The organism is Amycolatopsis tolypomycina (assembly GCF_900105945.1).
In the GTDB taxonomy this organism is placed as follows: Bacteria; Actinomycetota; Actinomycetes; order Mycobacteriales; family Pseudonocardiaceae; genus Amycolatopsis; species Amycolatopsis tolypomycina.
This window is the reverse complement of the sequence record NZ_FNSO01000004.1, coordinates 6,721,689-6,737,605: the sequence shown is the minus strand read 5'-3', so window position 1 is coordinate 6,737,605 and position 15,917 is coordinate 6,721,689. Positions and strand designations below refer to the sequence as shown.

At 72.7% G+C, this 15,917-nt stretch carries 21 protein-coding genes; 14 read left to right on the top strand and 7 right to left on the bottom strand.

All coding sequences use genetic code 11. The features are described from left to right. Positions 1–2 precede the first annotated feature (2 nt). On the top strand, positions 3–407 hold the full coding sequence (locus BLW76_RS40470) for an OsmC family protein (protein WP_091317338.1): 405 nt from the start codon (positions 3–5) through the stop codon (positions 405–407). On the opposite strand, the gene BLW76_RS40465 is transcribed toward BLW76_RS40470, so the two are convergent. The 3 genes from BLW76_RS40465 to BLW76_RS40455 all read right to left on the bottom strand — a co-directional run bounded on the left by BLW76_RS40465 (position 404) and on the right by BLW76_RS40455 (position 3,580). Further along, positions 404–745, bottom strand: a complete 342-nt coding sequence (locus tag BLW76_RS40465; protein WP_013229471.1) for a hypothetical protein — start codon at positions 743–745, stop codon at positions 404–406. The two genes, BLW76_RS40470 and BLW76_RS40465, sit on opposite strands and share 4 nt — an antisense overlap. A 59-nt stretch (positions 746–804) precedes the next feature. Further along, complete coding sequence (locus tag BLW76_RS40460) at positions 805–2,853, bottom strand: ATP-dependent DNA helicase (RefSeq protein WP_091317337.1); 2,049 nt, start codon at positions 2,851–2,853, stop codon at positions 805–807. A 139-nt stretch (positions 2,854–2,992) separates the two neighbouring features. Continuing rightward, the gene (locus tag BLW76_RS40455) at positions 2,993–3,580 is read right to left on the bottom strand and encodes a biotin transporter BioY (protein WP_091317335.1); all 588 of its coding nucleotides are present in this window, start codon (positions 3,578–3,580) and stop codon (positions 2,993–2,995) included. A 210-nt stretch (positions 3,581–3,790) separates the two neighbouring features. On the opposite strand from BLW76_RS40455, the gene BLW76_RS40450 reads away from it, so the two are divergent. Further along, positions 3,791–4,408, top strand: a complete 618-nt coding sequence (locus BLW76_RS40450; RefSeq protein ID WP_091317333.1) for a choice-of-anchor P family protein — start codon at positions 3,791–3,793, stop codon at positions 4,406–4,408. A 29-nt stretch (positions 4,409–4,437) separates the two neighbouring features. On the opposite strand, the gene BLW76_RS40445 is transcribed toward BLW76_RS40450, so the two are convergent. The 3 genes from BLW76_RS40445 to BLW76_RS40435 are packed head-to-tail and all read right to left on the bottom strand — an operon-like array spanning position 4,438 to position 6,972. After that, complete coding sequence (locus tag BLW76_RS40445) at positions 4,438–5,082, bottom strand: bifunctional 4-hydroxy-2-oxoglutarate aldolase/2-dehydro-3-deoxy-phosphogluconate aldolase (RefSeq protein ID WP_091317331.1); 645 nt, start codon at positions 5,080–5,082, stop codon at positions 4,438–4,440. After that, positions 5,079–5,657 (bottom strand): isochorismatase family protein, encoded by a 579-nt coding sequence (locus BLW76_RS40440; RefSeq protein ID WP_091317329.1) that lies wholly within the window; start codon positions 5,655–5,657, stop codon positions 5,079–5,081. The genes BLW76_RS40445 and BLW76_RS40440 overlap by 4 nt, the downstream gene beginning before the upstream one ends. A 13-nt stretch (positions 5,658–5,670) precedes the next feature. After that, positions 5,671–6,972: a nicotinate phosphoribosyltransferase gene (locus tag BLW76_RS40435; protein ID WP_091317327.1), complete on the bottom strand. Its 1,302-nt coding sequence runs from the start codon at positions 6,970–6,972 to the stop codon at positions 5,671–5,673. Between the two features lie 74 nt (positions 6,973–7,046). Between BLW76_RS40435 and clpS the strand changes: the two genes are divergently transcribed. From clpS to BLW76_RS40400, 7 genes are all read left to right on the top strand, one after another. After that, positions 7,047–7,346, top strand: coding sequence for an ATP-dependent Clp protease adapter ClpS (gene clpS / locus BLW76_RS40430; RefSeq protein WP_004560461.1), 300 nt, complete (start codon positions 7,047–7,049; stop codon positions 7,344–7,346). Beyond that, the gene (locus BLW76_RS40425) at positions 7,343–7,900 is read left to right on the top strand and encodes a DUF2017 domain-containing protein (protein WP_091317326.1); all 558 of its coding nucleotides are present in this window, start codon (positions 7,343–7,345) and stop codon (positions 7,898–7,900) included. The genes clpS and BLW76_RS40425 overlap by 4 nt, the downstream gene beginning before the upstream one ends. Then, positions 7,897–8,865: a P1 family peptidase gene (locus BLW76_RS40420; RefSeq protein WP_091317324.1), complete on the top strand. Its 969-nt coding sequence runs from the start codon at positions 7,897–7,899 to the stop codon at positions 8,863–8,865. The genes BLW76_RS40425 and BLW76_RS40420 overlap by 4 nt, the downstream gene beginning before the upstream one ends. A 64-nt stretch (positions 8,866–8,929) precedes the next feature. Continuing rightward, positions 8,930–9,337, top strand: coding sequence for a M67 family metallopeptidase (locus BLW76_RS40415; RefSeq protein WP_091317322.1), 408 nt, complete (start codon positions 8,930–8,932; stop codon positions 9,335–9,337). A 65-nt stretch (positions 9,338–9,402) separates the two neighbouring features. Then, a complete protein-coding gene (locus BLW76_RS40410; RefSeq protein WP_091317320.1) occupies positions 9,403–9,675 on the top strand; it encodes a MoaD/ThiS family protein in 273 nt (90 codons plus the stop codon). A 3-nt stretch (positions 9,676–9,678) separates the two neighbouring features. Beyond that, on the top strand, positions 9,679–10,629 hold the full coding sequence (locus tag BLW76_RS40405; protein ID WP_004559267.1) for a PLP-dependent cysteine synthase family protein: 951 nt from the start codon (positions 9,679–9,681) through the stop codon (positions 10,627–10,629). Between the two features lie 13 nt (positions 10,630–10,642). Then, positions 10,643–11,359, top strand: a complete 717-nt coding sequence (locus BLW76_RS40400; protein ID WP_091317318.1) for an aspartate/glutamate racemase family protein — start codon at positions 10,643–10,645, stop codon at positions 11,357–11,359. On the opposite strand, the gene BLW76_RS40395 is transcribed toward BLW76_RS40400, so the two are convergent. After that, complete coding sequence (locus BLW76_RS40395; RefSeq protein WP_091317317.1) at positions 11,317–12,177, bottom strand: arylamine N-acetyltransferase family protein; 861 nt, start codon at positions 12,175–12,177, stop codon at positions 11,317–11,319. The two genes, BLW76_RS40400 and BLW76_RS40395, sit on opposite strands and share 43 nt — an antisense overlap. An 84-nt stretch (positions 12,178–12,261) precedes the next feature. On the opposite strand from BLW76_RS40395, the gene BLW76_RS40390 reads away from it, so the two are divergent. The 5 genes from BLW76_RS40390 to rdgB are packed head-to-tail and all read left to right on the top strand — an operon-like array spanning position 12,262 to position 15,889. After that, positions 12,262–12,891: a rhomboid family intramembrane serine protease gene (locus BLW76_RS40390; RefSeq protein WP_091317315.1), complete on the top strand. Its 630-nt coding sequence runs from the start codon at positions 12,262–12,264 to the stop codon at positions 12,889–12,891. Further along, positions 12,888–13,694: a glutamate racemase gene (murI, locus tag BLW76_RS40385; protein ID WP_091317313.1), complete on the top strand. Its 807-nt coding sequence runs from the start codon at positions 12,888–12,890 to the stop codon at positions 13,692–13,694. Before BLW76_RS40390 ends, murI begins: the two co-directional genes overlap by 4 nt. 29 nt (positions 13,695–13,723) lie before the next feature. Further along, positions 13,724–14,491: an MBL fold metallo-hydrolase gene (locus BLW76_RS40380; protein ID WP_091317311.1), complete on the top strand. Its 768-nt coding sequence runs from the start codon at positions 13,724–13,726 to the stop codon at positions 14,489–14,491. A 22-nt stretch (positions 14,492–14,513) separates the two neighbouring features. Continuing rightward, positions 14,514–15,290 carry a ribonuclease PH gene (rph, locus tag BLW76_RS40375; RefSeq protein WP_091317310.1) on the top strand — a complete coding sequence of 259 codons (777 nt, stop codon included), beginning with the start codon at positions 14,514–14,516 and terminating at the stop codon, positions 15,288–15,290. Continuing rightward, positions 15,287–15,889: an RdgB/HAM1 family non-canonical purine NTP pyrophosphatase gene (gene rdgB / locus BLW76_RS40370; RefSeq protein ID WP_091317308.1), complete on the top strand. Its 603-nt coding sequence runs from the start codon at positions 15,287–15,289 to the stop codon at positions 15,887–15,889. Before rph ends, rdgB begins: the two co-directional genes overlap by 4 nt. Positions 15,890–15,917 lie beyond the last annotated feature (28 nt).

The window sequence follows — 15,917 nt, the reverse complement described above, 5'->3', positions numbered from 1 at the left end:
GCATGACACTGGAAGTGGAACGCACGGGCGAGCACGCGTTCGTCGGGCGCAACGAGCGGGGCGCGGAGGTCCTGTTGGGCCGCAAGGGCGCCGAGGGGGCGTTTTCGCCCGCGGAGCTGCTGCAGATCGCGGTCGCCGGCTGCAACGCGGTGACCGCCGAAGAGCTGATCACGCGGCGGATCGGCGAAGACGCGAAGTTCCGGGTCACCGTCGACGCCGACCGGCGCGAGGGCGCTGCGGAGCTGGACGCCGTGCACGTCGCGTTCGACGTCGACGTGTCGACATTGACGGCGGATCAGCGGGAAGCGCTCGTCGGCGCCGTGGACCGCGCGATCGAGCGGCTCTGCACGGTGAGCCGCACGCTCAAGAAGGGGATCCCGGTGACGGAAACCTTCCCGCAGGCCTAGTTCTGGCCGGACTCCCAGACGACGTAGGCCTGGTCGGCGTCGGTCGTCATGGCTTCGATGAACTTCTCGTTGTCGAAGCCCGGCAGGGCCTGCAGCCGCTCGATGAGCGCGTCGGCCGCCGGGTCGCCGCTGGGAACCGCGGTGCCCTTGCCGTCGGTGCCCACGAGCATGAAGAAGACGTCTTCGTTCCACGGGCCGTCGGGGATGACCCGCACCATCACCGACGACAGGCCGGCCCACGTGACGGCCTCTTCGCTGCCGTCCGCGAGCCGCCGCCGCACTCCGGTGTCGTCGACGCTGACGGTCCGGGACTGGGCGCTGGACGAATCCTGGGTCAACCGGTGCTCCCTTTGTTGCTTGGGTGGCTTCACCGTACCGGGCGCGGCCGCGGACCGCGTCACGCGGGCGCGGCTGCGTCCAGCCGGCGCAGCGCTTCCCGCACCACCTTCGGGTCCATCGTCGGCCAGAACGGCGGCAGCGAAGCCCGCAGGAAACCGCCGTACCGGGCGTTCGCCAGCCGCGAATCCAGCACCGCCACCACCCCGCGGTCGCTGACCGCGCGGTGCAGCCGCCCGGTGCCCTGCGCCAGCAGCAGTGCCGCGTGCGTGGCCGCCACGGTGAGGAACCCGTTGCCGCCGCGGGCTTCCACCGCGCGCTGCCGCGCCGAGGACACCGGGTCGTCCGGGCGCGGGAACGGGATCCGGTCGACCACCACGAGCTGCAGCGACGGCCCGGGCACGTCCACGCCCTGCCAGAGCGAAAGCGTGCCGAACAGGCACGTGCGGACGTCTTCGGAGAACTTCTGGACCAGCAGCGACGTCGCGTCGTCGCCCTGGCACAGGATCGGGAAGTCCAGCCGCTCGCGCATCTCCTCGGTGGCCTGCTTGGCCGCCCGCATGGAGGAGAACAGCCCGAGCGTGCGCCCGCCCGCGGCCTCGATCAGCTCGGCCAGTTCGTCCATTGTGGACGGTGTGAGGCCGTCGCGGCCCGGTGGCGGCAGGTGCTTGGCCAGGTACAGGATGCCGTTGCGCCGGTGGTCGAACGGCGAGCCGACGTCGAGGCCGGTCCACTTGGGGCCCGACTCGTCCGACGGCGCTTCCTTCTCCGTCGCCGCGCCGGGCGCCTGCTCCACGCGGGCCGCGCCCGGCGGGAGACCCCACTGCCGCGCCATCGTGTCGAACGTGCCGCCCAGGGTCAGCGTCGCCGACGTCAGGATCGTCGTGTGCTGGTTGAACACGCGCTCGCGCAGCAGGCCGGCGACGCCGAGCGGTGCCACCTTCAGCGCCGGCGGCCGCGGGTTCGACGAGTACTTGTCGCCGGAGAGCCAGACGACGTCGCGCTGGTGCGCCTGGTCCTCGTCGAACGCCTCCAGCAGCCGGACCGCGGTGTCGTGCACCTCGTCGAGCAGCGACCGCGCCAGCTTGCGCGCGGTGGCCCCTTCGACGTCTTCCTTGCGGTCGCTGCCCAGCGCCGTGATGCACGCGTGCGCGGCGTCGCGGACCGCCGGGATCGCGCCCTGCAGCGGCCGCGGCAGCTCGTCCATCCGGCCCGCTGGCAGGTCGTCGACGATCAGCGCCAGCCCGTCGCCGGCCTCCAGCAGGCGGTCGGCGACGTCGGCGTCGATCAGCTTGCCGCAGCGGCGCGCGGCCGCCGCGCACATGGCGCTGGTGAGCTCGCCGGTGGCGACCGAGGTGACCCGGTCGACCAGGTCGTGGGCCTCGTCGATGATCACCACGTCGTGGTCGGGCAGGACCTGGTAGCCCTGCAGGGCGTCGATCGCCAGCAGCGCGTGGTTGGTGACGATGACGTCGGCGCGGCCGGCCTCGGCGCGGGCGCGCTCGGCGAAGCAGTCCGTGCCGATCGGGCAGCGCGAAGCGCCGAGACATTCCTTCGCCGTCACCGAAACCTGACGCCACGCCTGGTCGGAGACGCCGGGGACGAGCTCGTCGCGGTCGCCGGTTTCGGTGTCCGACGCCCACTCCCGCAGCCGCGTGACCTCCTTGCCCAGCCGCGACACCGCGAACGGGTCGAAGAGCTGGGCGTCCTCCGGCTCGTCCGGCGCGCCGGAATCGAGCCGGTGCAGGCACATGTAGTTGCGCCGGCCCTTGAGGATCGCGAAGGTCGGCTCGCGGCCGAGCGGCTTCTTCAGCGCCTTCGCCAGGCGGGGGAGGTCGCGGTCGACGAGCTGGCGCTGCAGCGCGATCGTGGCCGTGGAGACCACGACCGTGGCTTCCTTCTCGACGGCGTGGCGGATCGCGGGCACGAGGTAGGCCAGTGACTTGCCGGTGCCGGTGCCGGCCTGCACGGCCAGGTGTTCGCCGGTGCGGATGGCGCGGCCGACGGCGTCGGCCATCTGCACCTGCCCTGGGCGTTCGGCACCGCCGACGGACTCCACCGCGTGGGTGAGGAGTTCGAGGACGCCGGGGAAATCGGTTCGGGCGGGCACAGCGACACACATTAGCCGCCACCACCGACAGAGATCGGTGCTCCGTCGCGAACGGGCCACTCGCGTCGCTCCGGCAGCGGGGGCGGGCACGGCGAAGGGGGCCCACCCGCAAGCGCGGACAGGCCCCCTTCGGCGAGCGTCAGTCCTGGCTGCGGCCGGAGACCAGCTTCCAGGTCAGCGGCAGCAGGCCGGCGGCCACGACGATCTTGATCGCGTCGCCGACCAGGAACGGCGTGACGCCCTTGGCGAACGCGGTCGACAGGTCGAAGCCGGTCGAGGCCATCAGCCACGGCACGCCGAACGCGTAGATCACCAGGTTGCCGAGCACCATGGTGCCCGCGGTGCGCACCGGCGTCCGGTCGCCGCCGCGGCCGGCGAGCGCGCCGACCAGGGCGCCGGCGAAGACGAACCCGACGATGTAGCCGGCGCTCGCGCCGGACAGGCCCGAAGTGCCGTGCTGGAACCACGGCACGCCGACCGCGCCGACCAGCAGGTACACCAGCATCGAGGCGGCACCGCGCGACATGCCGAGCGACGCGCCGACGAGCAGCGCGGCGAACGTCTGGCCGGTCATCGGCACCGGGCTGCCCGGCACCGGGATCGTCAGCTGCGCGGCGGCGCCGGTGAGCACGGCACCGCCGGCGACCAGCGCGATGTCCCGGACGAGCGAGCCGGGCACCAGGTCGGCCAGCACGGGCCGCTTGCCGGCGAAGGACAGCGAAGACACGAAACCTCCCGAGGGGAACAGGCGACGACCGAGGTTAACGCTCGTTACCGTCCCGGTGGACCCCCTAGTTGCGTTCCTCACCGGCCACTCGTCCGGGTGGACCCGATCAGGGTGGGCGCCGGACCGGCCGATGACGAAGTGCATAGCTGCGATCTGTCACGGGACCGAGGAGGCCGGAGCATGCGGAACACCAGGAAGAGGACATATCGGTTGCTGGCCGTGACGACGCTCGCCGTTCCGCTCCTCGGTGCGGCGGCCCCGGTGACGTCCACCGGATGGGCGTCGTCCGGCTCGGTGGACGTGACGATCGACAACGAGCACGTCGTCACCGGTGAGCTGGCGAAATGCACCGTCGACGGGCCGTACAAGGGCTGGACGCAGGGCGGCACCACGGGCGACATCGCCGCGTTCGGGGCGGGGGACACCGGCTGCGGCCGATCCGGTGCCGTGTCGATCGCCCAGGCGTCCGGCCGCCGCTTCAAGGCGACCGTGCTGCAGCGCTACGGCGGTCCGATGATCTCGGTGCGCACCTTCACCGCGAAGTGCGCGACAACCGCCACCGGCAGCCTCGGCGAGGTGACGATCGGGGCCGTGGAGGGCGTCACCGTGCCGGCGGAGATCCCGCCGAACTACCGGATCGTCATCCCCGGCGGCACCGCCGGCACCGCGCTGGCGACGGTCGTGCTCAACGAGACCGTGACGCCGCAGCCGCCGGACGGCAGCCTGGTGACGCACGCGGTGCACCTCAAGCTGTTCCCGCAGGGCGGCCCGGCGAGCGGGGACATCTACCTGGGCACGGCCGCCTGCGACCCCTTCGGCAAGAAGTAAGGAAGGGCACTTTTACGTGAAAGTGCCCTTCAGGCGGTGGCGAAGCGCGAAGCCGCGGCGACGAACTCGCCCGCCCGCGTGGCCAGGTCCGGCAGGCTGCCGCCGGACGAGAGCGCGTCGCCCAGCAGCGGTGTCGCCGCGGCGACCGCGATCGCGCCCGCGCGCAGGTAGCCCTCGACGTCGGCCAGGTGGACGCCGCCGGTCGGCACCAGGGGGACGTCCGGCAGCGGCGCCCGCACCGCGCGCAGGTACGCGACCCCGCCCACGGCCGCGACCGGGAACACCTTCACCGCGGCCGCGCCGAGCCGCCAGGCCTGGTCGATCTCCGTCGGCGTCAGCGCGCCGCAGATCACCGGGGTGTCCAGGGCCGCGGCGCGCTCGAGCACCGCCGGGTTGACCGTCGGCGTGATCAGGTACGCGGCACCGGCGTCGACCGCGACGTCCACATCGGACGGTTCACGGACGCTGCCGGCGCCGATCAGCGCGGCTTCGCCGAGCGCCAGGCGCAGCGCGGTGATGGCCGCGGGTGCGCCCGGCGTCGTCAGCGTCGCTTCGAGCAGGCGGACGCCCGCGGCGTGCAGCACCATCGCCGCGTCGGCGAACCGGGTGGCGTCCGACGCCCGCAGGATCGCGACGAGCCGGTGTTCGGCCAGCGCCGCCTGCAGGTCGTTCACGCGGCCGGGCCGACCACGGCGGTGCCGGTGTAGGTGACGCCCGCCTCGTCGAAGTCCTTCAGCGTCGCGTCGACCGTCGGCTGCGAGCCGCCGACGGTCAGGTCCAGCAGCACCCGCACGCCGAAGCCGGCCTTCTTCGCGTCGAGCGCGGTCGCGCGGACGCAGAAGTCCGTGGCGATGCCGACGACGTCGACGTCGGTGACGTCGTGCTCGCGCAGCCACGCTTCCAGGGACTTCCCGTCGCGGGCCGCGCCCTCGAAGCCCGAGTAAGCGGCGGTGTACTCGCCCTTGGAGAACACCTCGCCGATCGGGACGACGTCGAGCGCGGCGTGGAACGACGCGCCCGCGGTGCCGGCCACGCAGTGCACCGGCCAGCTGTCCTTGAAGTCCGGCGTCTCGCTGAAGTGGTCACCGGGGTCGATGTGGTTGTCCCGGGTGGCGACGACGTGGCTGTACCCGCCCTCGGCGGCCTGCTTCGAGATGGCGGCGGCCGCGGCGGCCCCGCCCGGCAGGCCGAGCGAACCCCCTTCGCAGAAGTCGTTCTGCACGTCCACCACGATCAGCGCGGTACCCATCGGTGGCTCTCCTTCAGAGGAACAGTGTCGGGATTGCGGGCTCGCCGTGCGAGAGCTTGAGGCCCTCCCACGGCAGGCTGACCAGGCCGCGGCGCAACCGCTGCCTGGCGTCGTCGAGCGTAGGCAGGTCCGGCTCCGGGCGGCCAGCGCGGATCAGCGGGATCTGCAGCGGCCGGTCGTTGGCGTCGGCCTCGGGCGCGGCACCCGAGGTCGCCCAGACGACCTCCTCGACCGCCGTGCCGGTGCCGCGGTGCCGCCGCAGCGCGGACTTGCGGCCGCCGCGGGACTCCTTGTGCGCACTGCGCTTCGCGACCGGCTTGCCGTCCACCTCGACCAGCTTGTAGACCATGCCGGCGGTCGGTGCGCCGGACCCGGTGACCACCGACGTCCCGACGCCGTACGCGTCCACCGGCTCCGCGCGCAGCGCCGCGATGGCGTGCTCGTCGAGGTCACCGGAGACCACGATCCGGGTGTCCTTGGCGCCGAGGGAGTCCAGCTGCTCGCGGGCGCGGCGGGCGAGCGGGCCGACGTCGCCGGAGTCGATCCGGATCGCGCCGAGCTCGGGCCCGGCGACGCGGACCGCGGTCTCGATGCCCGCGGTGATGTCGTAGGTGTCGACCAGCAGCGTCGTGTCCGCGCCCATCTTGTCCACCTGGGCGCGGAAGGCCGCTTCCTCGCTGTCGTGCAGCAGCATGAAGGCGTGCGCGACGGTGCCGCGCGTCGGGATGCCGTAGCGGCGCCCGGCTTCCAGGTTGGACGTCGTCGCGAAGCCGGCCAGGTAGGCGGCGCGCGCGGCCGCGACCGCGGCGTACTCGTGCGTGCGGCGGCCGCCCATCTCGATGATCGGGCGGCCGTGCGCGGCGCCGGACATCCGGGCCGCGGCGGACGCGATGGCGCTGTCGTGGTTGAGGATCGACAGCACCAGCGTCTCCAGCAGCACGCACTCGGCGAACGAGCCGGTGACGGTGAGGATCGGCGAGCCGGGGAAGTACAGCTCGCCCTCGGGGTAGCCGTCGATGTCACCGGAGAACTCGTAGTCCGCGAGCCAGGCCAGCGTCGCGTCGTCGACGACCGCGGTGGCCTCCAGCTGCGCCAGTTCCGCGTCGGTGAAGCGGAAGTCGGCGATCGCGTCGAGGACACGGGCGGTGCCCGCGACGACACCGTAGCGCCGCCCGTCCGGCAGCCTCCTGGCGAAAACCTCGAATACGCAGGGCCGCGCGTGCGTCCCGTCGGCGAGCGCGCTGCCCAGCATGGTCAGCTCGTAGTGGTCGGTGAGCAGCGCAGTGCTGGCCGTGACCGGCTCCGGTGAACCCATGGGGTAAGCCTATTCACCCACATGGCCGGACCTGGCGCGGCGTACCCCGTCACCCCCGTGACACCATGGGGTGCATGTCCACGCCTGTCGCATCCGAACAGACGCAGGTCGAACCGGCCGGTGCCGAAGTCGCCGAGTCGGACACCCCCTGGCGGACCGTGGTCTGGAACGACCCGGTCAACCTGATGTCGTACGTGACCTACGTCTTCCAGAAGCTGTTCGGCTACAGCCGCGACCACGCCACCAAGCTGATGCTGGACGTGCACCACAAGGGCAAGGCGATCGTCTCGTCCGGCAGCAAGGAGAAGGTGGAAACGGACGTGGCGAAACTCCACGCGGCGGGCCTCTGGGCCACGATGGAGCAGCCCTCGTGAACGGTTGGCGGCGCAAGGGCGCGGTGATCCACGCGGGGTTCGAGCAGCAGGAAGCGGCCGTGCTGCGCGGTCTGGTCAGCCAGCTCGAGGACATGCTCACCGCGCGTGCCGAGGAAGCGCCCCAGGACGAGCTCGCCGAGCTCACCGGCATCCGGACCGGGCCCACCGAGTCCCCGGACGACCCGGTGCTCTCGCGGCTGCTCCCGGACTTCCACAAGCTCGACCCGGACAACCCGTCCCGTGAGGACATCGACTCGGTCGCGGCGATGCGCTCGCTGCACGAGCCCGAGCTGCTCGACATGAAGGTCGGCGTGGCCAAGATCGTGCTCGACACGCTGCCCCGCGACGGCGGCCACGTCCGGCTGACCGAGGAGCAGGCCGACGCCTGGCTGGGCGCGCTCAACGACGTCCGGCTGGCGCTGGGCACCGCGCTCGACGTCACCGAGGACATGCCCGACGAGCTGCCCGAGGACGACCCGCGGGCGCCGCACCTGGGTGTCTACCACTGGCTGACCTGGGTGCAGGAGACGCTGATCCAGGCGCTGACGGGATGATCACCGACGTGCCGGGTGTCCTGGTCGGGCACCACGAGCGGGTCGGCGACGGCTGGGCCACCGGCACGACGGTCGTCCTGGTCCCCGAAGGCGCGGTCGGCGCGGTCGACCAGCGCGGCGGCGCGCCCGGCACGCGGGAGACGAACCTCCTCGAGCCGGAGAACCTCGTCCAGCGGGTCAACGCGGTCTGCCTCTCGGGCGGGTCGGCGTACGGCCTCGCCGCGGCCGACGGCGTGATGCGGTGGCTGGCCGAGCGCAACCTGGGCTTTCCGGTGGGCGCGCAGCCGCACGAGGTCGTGCCGATCGTGCCGGCGGCGGTGCTGTTCGACCTGCCGCGCAGCGAGTGGGGCAACCGGCCCGACGCGTCCTTCGGCTACGCGGCCTGCGAAGCGGCCGTCGCGGGACCAGCGCCCCAAGGCACGGTCGGTGCGGGTGCGGGCGCCGCTGTCGGGTCGCTGAAGGGCGGGGTCGGCTCGGCGAGCGAGGTCGTCGGCGAGTTCACCGTGGGCGCGCTGGCTGCGGTCAACGCGGCCGGTGAGGCCGTGGACCTGACGACGGGCCGGGCGTACGCGGCCGACCACGGCGACTTCGGCGTGACGTGGCCTTCGCGGCCGGCTGACCTGCCTGCTCGGCGGACGGACCTCAACACGACGATCGGCGTGGTCGCGGTCGACGCGGCGCTGTCGAAGGCCGAGGCGCGGCGGCTCGCGGTCGCGGCCCAGGACGGGCTCGCGCGGGCGGTGCGTCCGGCGCATTCGATGTTCGACGGCGACACGGTGTTCGCGCTGGCCACGGGGGCGCACGAGCTGCCGTCCGAGTTCCCGGCCCGGCCGGCGGCACTGGACGCGCTCTGCTCGGCGGCGGCCCGGGTGTTCGCGCGGGCGATGGTGCACGGCCTGCTGACGGCGACCACGGCCGGTGGGGTGCCTGCCTACCGGGACGTCTGGCCGGAGGCGTTCGCCTGAACCCGCTGGTGAGGGCTGTGTCTCATCATCTGGACCGGCCTTGTCCACCACCTAAGATGTCGGTGTGCTCCGGATCCGCCGTGAACTCGTCGACGAGATCGTCGCCCATGCCCGTCGTGACCACCCCGACGAGGCGTGCGGGGTGATCGCCGGGCCGGAAGGCTCGGATTCGCCCGAGCGGTTCATCCCCATGCTGAACGCCGCCCGCTCGCCGACGTTCTACGAATTCGACTCCGGCGACCTGCTGAAGCTCTACCGCGAGATGGCCGCGAACGACGAGGTGCCGGTGGTCATCTACCACTCGCACACCGCGACCGAGGCCTACCCGTCGCGGACCGACGCGAGCATCGCGGCCGAGCCGGACGCGCACTACGTGCTCGTCTCCACCCGCGACCCCGAAGTGCACGAGTTCCGGTCGTACCGGATCGTGGACGCCGAGATCACCGAGGAGCCGGTCGAGATCGTCGACTGACCCGTTCGGAACAAACCGCGCGCCGAAGGCGTCTGCGTCTAGGAAACCACCGGAGGTAAGAACCCATGGCCGTGACCGTCTCCATCCCGACGATCCTGCGCACCCACACCGGCGGCGAGAAGTCCGTCGAAGCGAAGGGTGCGACCGTCCTCGAGGTCATCGACGACGTCGAGTCCCGCCACGCGGGCATCAAGGGCCGCCTGGTGAAGGAGGAGAAGCTGCACCGCTTCATCAACGTCTACGTCAACGACGAGGACGTGCGCTTCGCCGGCGGGCTCGCGGCCGAGGTCAAGGACGGCGACACCCTGACCATCCTCCCCGCTGTGGCCGGTGGCTGATCGATGGCTCGCTTCGAGTCGCTGCTCGACGCGCTCGGCGGCACCCCGCTGGTCGGGCTGCCCCGGCTCTCCCCGACGCACGACGTGCGCCTGTGGGCGAAGCTGGAGGACCGCAACCCGACCGGCTCGATCAAGGACCGGCCCGCGCTGGCCATGATCGAAGCCGCCGAGCGTGAAGGCAAGCTCCGGCGCGGCTCCACCATCCTGGAGCCGACGTCGGGCAACACCGGGATCGCGCTGGCCATGGCCGCCAAGCTCAAGGGCTACGGGCTGGTTTGCGTGATGCCGGAGAACACCTCCACCGAGCGCAAGCAGCTGCTGCAGGCCTACGGCGCCCGGATCGTCTTCTCCCCGGCCGCGGGCGGCTCGAACGAGGCCGTCCGGCGGGCGAAGGAGCTGGCCGAGGCCAACCCGGACTGGGTGATGCTCTACCAGTACGGCAACCCGGCCAACGCCGACGCGCACTACCGCGGCACCGGCCCCGAGCTGCTCAAGGACCTGCCGACGCTGACGCACTTCGTCGGCGGCCTCGGCACGACCGGCACGCTGGTGGGGGTCGGCCGCTACCTGCACGAGGCGAAGCCGGACGTCCAGATCATCGCGGCCGAGCCGCGCTACGGCGAGCTGGTGTACGGCCTGCGCAACCTCGACGAAGGGTTCGTGCCGGAGCTGTATGACGCTTCGGTGCTCAACGGGCGCTACTCCGTGGGCGCGTACGACGCCCTGCGCCGCACCCGCGAGCTGCTGGAGCACGAAGGCATCTTCGCGGGCATCTCGACGGGCGCGGTGCTGCACGCGGCGCTGGCGGTGGCCGAGAAGGCCGCGGCGCGCGGCGAGCAGGCGGATGTCGCGTTCGTCGTCGCGGACGCCGGGTGGAAGTACCTCTCGACGGGCGCCTACGCGGGCTCGCTGGACGAGGCGGCCGAGCGGCTCGACGGGCAGCTCTGGGCTTAGGCATCCTGATGGCATGAAGGTCATCGGGTTGCTCGGCGGGATGAGCTGGGAGTCGTCCGCGGAGTACTACCGGCTCGTCAACGAGCGGGTGAAAGCCCTTCTCGGCGGGTTCCACTCCGCGCACACTGTGCTCTACTCCGTCGACTTCGCCGCCATCGAGCGGCTGCAGGCCGACGGCCGCTGGGACGAGGCCGGCGCCGAGCTGAACCGGGCCGCCAAGGCGCTCGAGGCCGCGGGCGCCGACTTCGTCGTGCTCTGCACCAACACCATGCACAAGGTCGCCGCGCAGCTCGAAGACGGCCTCGGCATCCCGCTGCTGCACCTCGGCGACACGACCGCCGCGGCCGTCAGGGCCGCCGGGATCCGCCGCGTCGGGCTGCTCGGCACCGGGTTCACCATGGGGCAGCCCTTTTACCGCGACCGCCTCGCCGCGCACGGCCTCGACGTGCTCGTGCCGGAGCCCGAGGACCGCGAGCTCGTGCACCGGATCATCTACGACGAGCTGGTGCTCGGCGTCGTCGAAGACCGCTCACGAGCGGCGTACCGCGGCGTGATCGCGCGGCTGGCCGGCGCGGGCGCCGAGGGCGTCATCTACGGCTGCACCGAGATCGAGCTGCTCGTCGGCCCCGAGGACGCCCCGGTGCCGACCTTCCCCACGACGCGCCTGCACGCCGAGGCGGCGGTGGACTACGCGCTCGGCACCACCTCGCTGCCCCTGCCGCCGACGTGAGCCTCGTGCTGGGCGACGCACTGCCGCCACAGCCGCTCGCGCTCCGCCGCCGTGAACTGCGCCGCCGGGATGCCGAACACGTCACCCGCGGCCGCCCACCACTCGCCGGGTGACTCGATCAGCTCCTTGACGCCGTGGCGGTCGAGGGTGCGTGCCCGCAGGCTGTCGACCCCCTCCGCGTCCCGCCGTTGCACCACGCAGACCCGGACGAACCCCGACTCGGGGGCCGTCGACAGCCAGGCGTGCTTCTCCGCGAAGTCCGCCATCTCCGCGACGCCGGGCGCGAAGTCCATGCCGGTGAAGCTGCCCGCGGGGTCGTGCTCGAACCGCCAGCCGCCCGGCGCCACCTCCGACGGGCGCAGCCGGTAGGTGTGCGGGCCCTGCACGTAGGTGCCTTCCCGGAGGGGGAGCGGCTCGTGCGGGCCGTCTCCGAGCCCCACGTCGACCAGCCACGCCACCTCCGGGGCGTCCGGCAGCCCGGTGACCGTCAGCGCCAGGTGGTTGCGGTCGACGTTCGGCGCGTCCGCCGCACTGCCCTGCACCCCGCCGAGATGGCGCGTGACCTGGTAGCCGAGTGCGTGCAGCAGCGCCGAGAACGCCCCGTTCAGGTGATAGCAGTAGCCGCCGCGGCCCCGCAGGATCCGCGCCAGCGACGCCGGCGGCTCGAGCGGGGTCGGCCGCCCGAGCTGGGTCTCCAATGCCTCGTACGGCACGCGCTCCACGTGGGCCGCGTGCAGGCGCCGCAGCGCTGCCAGGCTCGGCGGTTCGGGATCGAGGCCGAGCCGCGCGAGATAACCGGTGACGTCCATGCCCGACAAGCTAGCGGCCACCACCGACAAAACTCGCGGATCAGGGATTTCACCCGAGGTGAAGGGGCCGTGGCCGGACGTAGCCTCGAAGACGTGAGCACTGTGAACCCCGCCCCGGAAACCGACGTCGCGAAGCGCGTGCTGCCGCCGAAACCGGTGGCGGCCGCGATCGTCGCGCTGTCGTTCACCCTCCTGCTGTACCTGGTCGAGCTGGTCGACGTGATCCTGCCCGGCGACCTCGACCAGGGCGGTATCCATTCCCGGGCGCTGTCCGGGCTGGACGGCGTCCTGTTCGCCCCCGTCCTGCACGCCGGCTGGTCGCACCTGTTCGCGAACACCGTCCCGGTGCTGGTGTTCTCGTTCCTCGCGATGGCCGCCGGGATCGGCCGGTTCGCGCTGGTCACGGCCATCATCTGGGTGGTGTCCGGGCTGGGCGTCTGGCTGATCGGGCCTGCGGACGGCGTCACCGTCGGCGCGTCCGGGCTGGCCTTCGGCTGGCTCGCCTACCTGCTGGTCCGCGGCCTCTTCAACCGCGCGGCCGGGCAGATCGTGGTCGCCGTCGTCCTGCTCGGCGTGTGGAGCGGCATGCTGGCCGGGCTGCTGCCGGGCAACCCCGGCGTCTCCTGGCAGGGCCACCTCTTCGGCGCGCTGGCCGGTGTCCTGGCGGCCTGGCTGACCACCCGCCGGTCGGGCAAGGCCGCCCCGGGTAACCTCGAAGCGTGACGTCTCCGCCCGCTGATGCCCCGATCGGCGTGTTCGATTCCGGCGTCGGCGGGCTGACGGTCGCGAGGGCCATCCTCGAGCAGCTCCCCGCCGAGCAGCTCCGCTACGTCGGCGACACGGCGCACAACCCGTACGGCCCGCTCCCGATCGCCACCGCCCGCAGCTACGCCCTCGCGGCGCTCGACGAGCTGGTGGAGAGCGGCGTGAAGGCCTTGGTGATCGCCTGCAACACGGCGTCCGCGGCCTGCCTGCGCGACGCCCGCGAGCGCTACGACGTCCCGGTGATCGAGGTTGTGCTGCCCGCCGCGCGCCGCGCCGTCGTGGCGACGCACACCCGCCGGGTCGGCGTGATCGGCACCGAGGGCACCGTGCGGTCGCGAGCCTACGAGGACGCCTTCGCCGCCGCGCCGGACATCACGCTCACCAGCGTCGCCTGCCCGCGGTTCGTCGACTTCGTCGAGCGCGGCATCACGACCGGGCGCCAGGTGCTCGGGCTCGCGCAGGGCTACCTCCAGCCGCTGCTCGACGCCCAGGTCGACACGCTCGTGCTCGGCTGCACGCACTACCCCCTGCTGCAGGGTGTGCTGCAGATCGTGATGGGCCAGGAAGTCACCCTGGTGAGCAGCGCCGACGAGACCGCCAAGGACCTCGTCCGGGTGCTCACCGAGCGCGACCTGCTGGCCACCCGCGACACCGCGCCGCGCCACGAGTTCGTCGCCACCGGGTCGGCCGAGCCGTTCACCCGGCTCGCCCAGCGGTTCATGGGGTTCGCCCCGGGTGTCCTCGCTCCCACCACCGCGTGATCGCGGCGGTGGACGCTTAGGGTGTCGTCGTGCGACTGACCATCCTCGGGTGCTCCGGCAGCATCCCCGGGCCGAACGCCGCCGCGTCCGGTTACCTGGTCGAGGCCGAGGGCTTCCTGCTCGGCCTCGAACTCGGCAACGGTACGCTCGCGCAGCTGCAGGCCGTGGCCGACCCGTTCGACCTGGACGCGCTCGTGCTCACGCACCTGCACCCCGACCACTGCGCCGACGTCAGCGCGCTCACCGTCCTGCGGCGCTACCACCCGGCGCCGCCGTACCCGGCGCGCCCGCGGCTGCTGCCGCTGTACGCGCCGCCGGACGCCCCGACGCGGCTGGCGAACGCGTACGCGCCCAACGAGACCGAGCGGGCCGTCACGGACCTCTCCGACGTCTACGACTTCCGCCCGCTGCGGCCGGAGCCGTTCCGGATCGGGCCGTTCGAGGTCGTCGCGGTCGAGGTCGACCACCCGACCCCGGCGTACGGCCTGCGGATCGCCTACGGCGGCCGGATCCTGGCGTTCACCGGCGACACCGGGCCGTGCTCGGCGCTGAACGAGCTCGCCGACGGCGTCGACCTGCTGCTCGCCGAGGCGTCCTGGACGGACTCGGCGGAGCGGCCGGCGGGGGTGCACCTGTCCGGCAAGCAGGCCGGCGAGCTGGCGCGCGACGCCGGTGTCGGGCGGCTGCTGCTGACGCACATCGCGCCGTGGACCGACGCCGGCGCGGTGCTGGCCGAGGCCTCGGCCGGCTTCCCCGGTGCCGAGGTCGTCAAGCAGGGTGCCGTCTACGACGTCTGAACGGCGGTCATAGAGTGCACCTGTGGCTCGTAAAGATGGCAGGACCGACGACCAGCTCCGCGACATCAAGATCACCCGGGGGTTCCAGCAGTGGCCGGCGGGGTCGGTGCTGATCGAATTCGGCAACACGCGGGTGCTGTGCGCGGCGAGCGTCACCGAAGGCGTGCCGCGCTGGCGGGCCGGCTCGGGCCTCGGCTGGGTGACGGCCGAGTACGCGATGCTGCCGTCGGCGACCAACACCCGCGGTGACCGCGAGTCGGTGAAAGGTCGCATCGGCGGCCGCACGCACGAGATCTCGCGATTGATCGGCCGGTCGCTGCGGGCCTGCATCGACCTGGCGGCGCTGGGCGAGAACACGATCGTCATCGACTGTGACGTCATCCAGGCCGACGGCGGCACCCGCACGGCCGCGGTGACCGGCGGGTACGTGGCACTGGCGGACGCGATCACGTGGCTGGGCGCGGCGAACCGGCTCAACGACCCGCAGCCGCTGTCGTCCTCGGTGGCGGCGGTGAGCGTCGGCGTGGTCGACGGCCGGGTCCGGCTGGACCTGCCGTACGAGGAGGACTCGCGCGCCGAGGTCGACATGAACGTGGTGGCGACCGACGCGGGCACGCTGATCGAGGTCCAGGGCACCGGCGAGGGCGCCACCTTCGCACGGTCCACTTTGGACACGATGCTGGACATGGCGCTGGCGGGCTGCGCGGAACTGACGCGGCTGCAGAACGAGGCACTGGCGCTGCCGTACCCGGGCGAGCTGCCGGAGCCGCGTCCGGACAAGAAGAAGGGCTCGAAGTGACGAAGCTGCTTCTGGCCACCCGCAACGCGAAGAAGCTCGGCGAGCTTCGGCGGATCGTTGCGGCGGAGGGGCTTACGGGCCTCGAGGTCATCGGCCTGGCCGACGTGCCCGACTTTCCCGAGGCGCCCGAGACCGCGCCGGACTTCGAGGGCAACGCGGTGGCGAAGGCGCGCGACGCGGTCGCTGCGACCGGGCTGCCGACGATCGCCGACGACTCCGGGATTGCGGTCGATGCGCTGAACGGCATGCCGGGAGTGCTGTCGGCCCGGTGGTCCGGGCGGCACGGCGACGACGAGGCCAACCTCGACCTGGTGCTGGCTCAGCTGCGTGACGTGCCGGACGAGCGCCGCGGAGCCCAGTTCGTCTGCGCGGCGGCGCTGGTGCTGCCGTCGGGCGAGGAGACGGTGGTCCGCGGCGAGTGGCGGGGCACGCTCGTGCGCGAACGGCACGGGGTGAACGGGTTCGGCTACGACCCGATCTTCCGGCCGGACGGGGAGAACCGGACGTCGGCGGAGATGGAGCCGGCGGAGAAGGACGCGGTTTCGCACCGGGGCCTGGCTTTGCGGCTGCTGGTGCCGGCGCTGCGGGAGCTGGCTTAGCCCCTTCAGCGCCGGCCCGCCGGCCGCG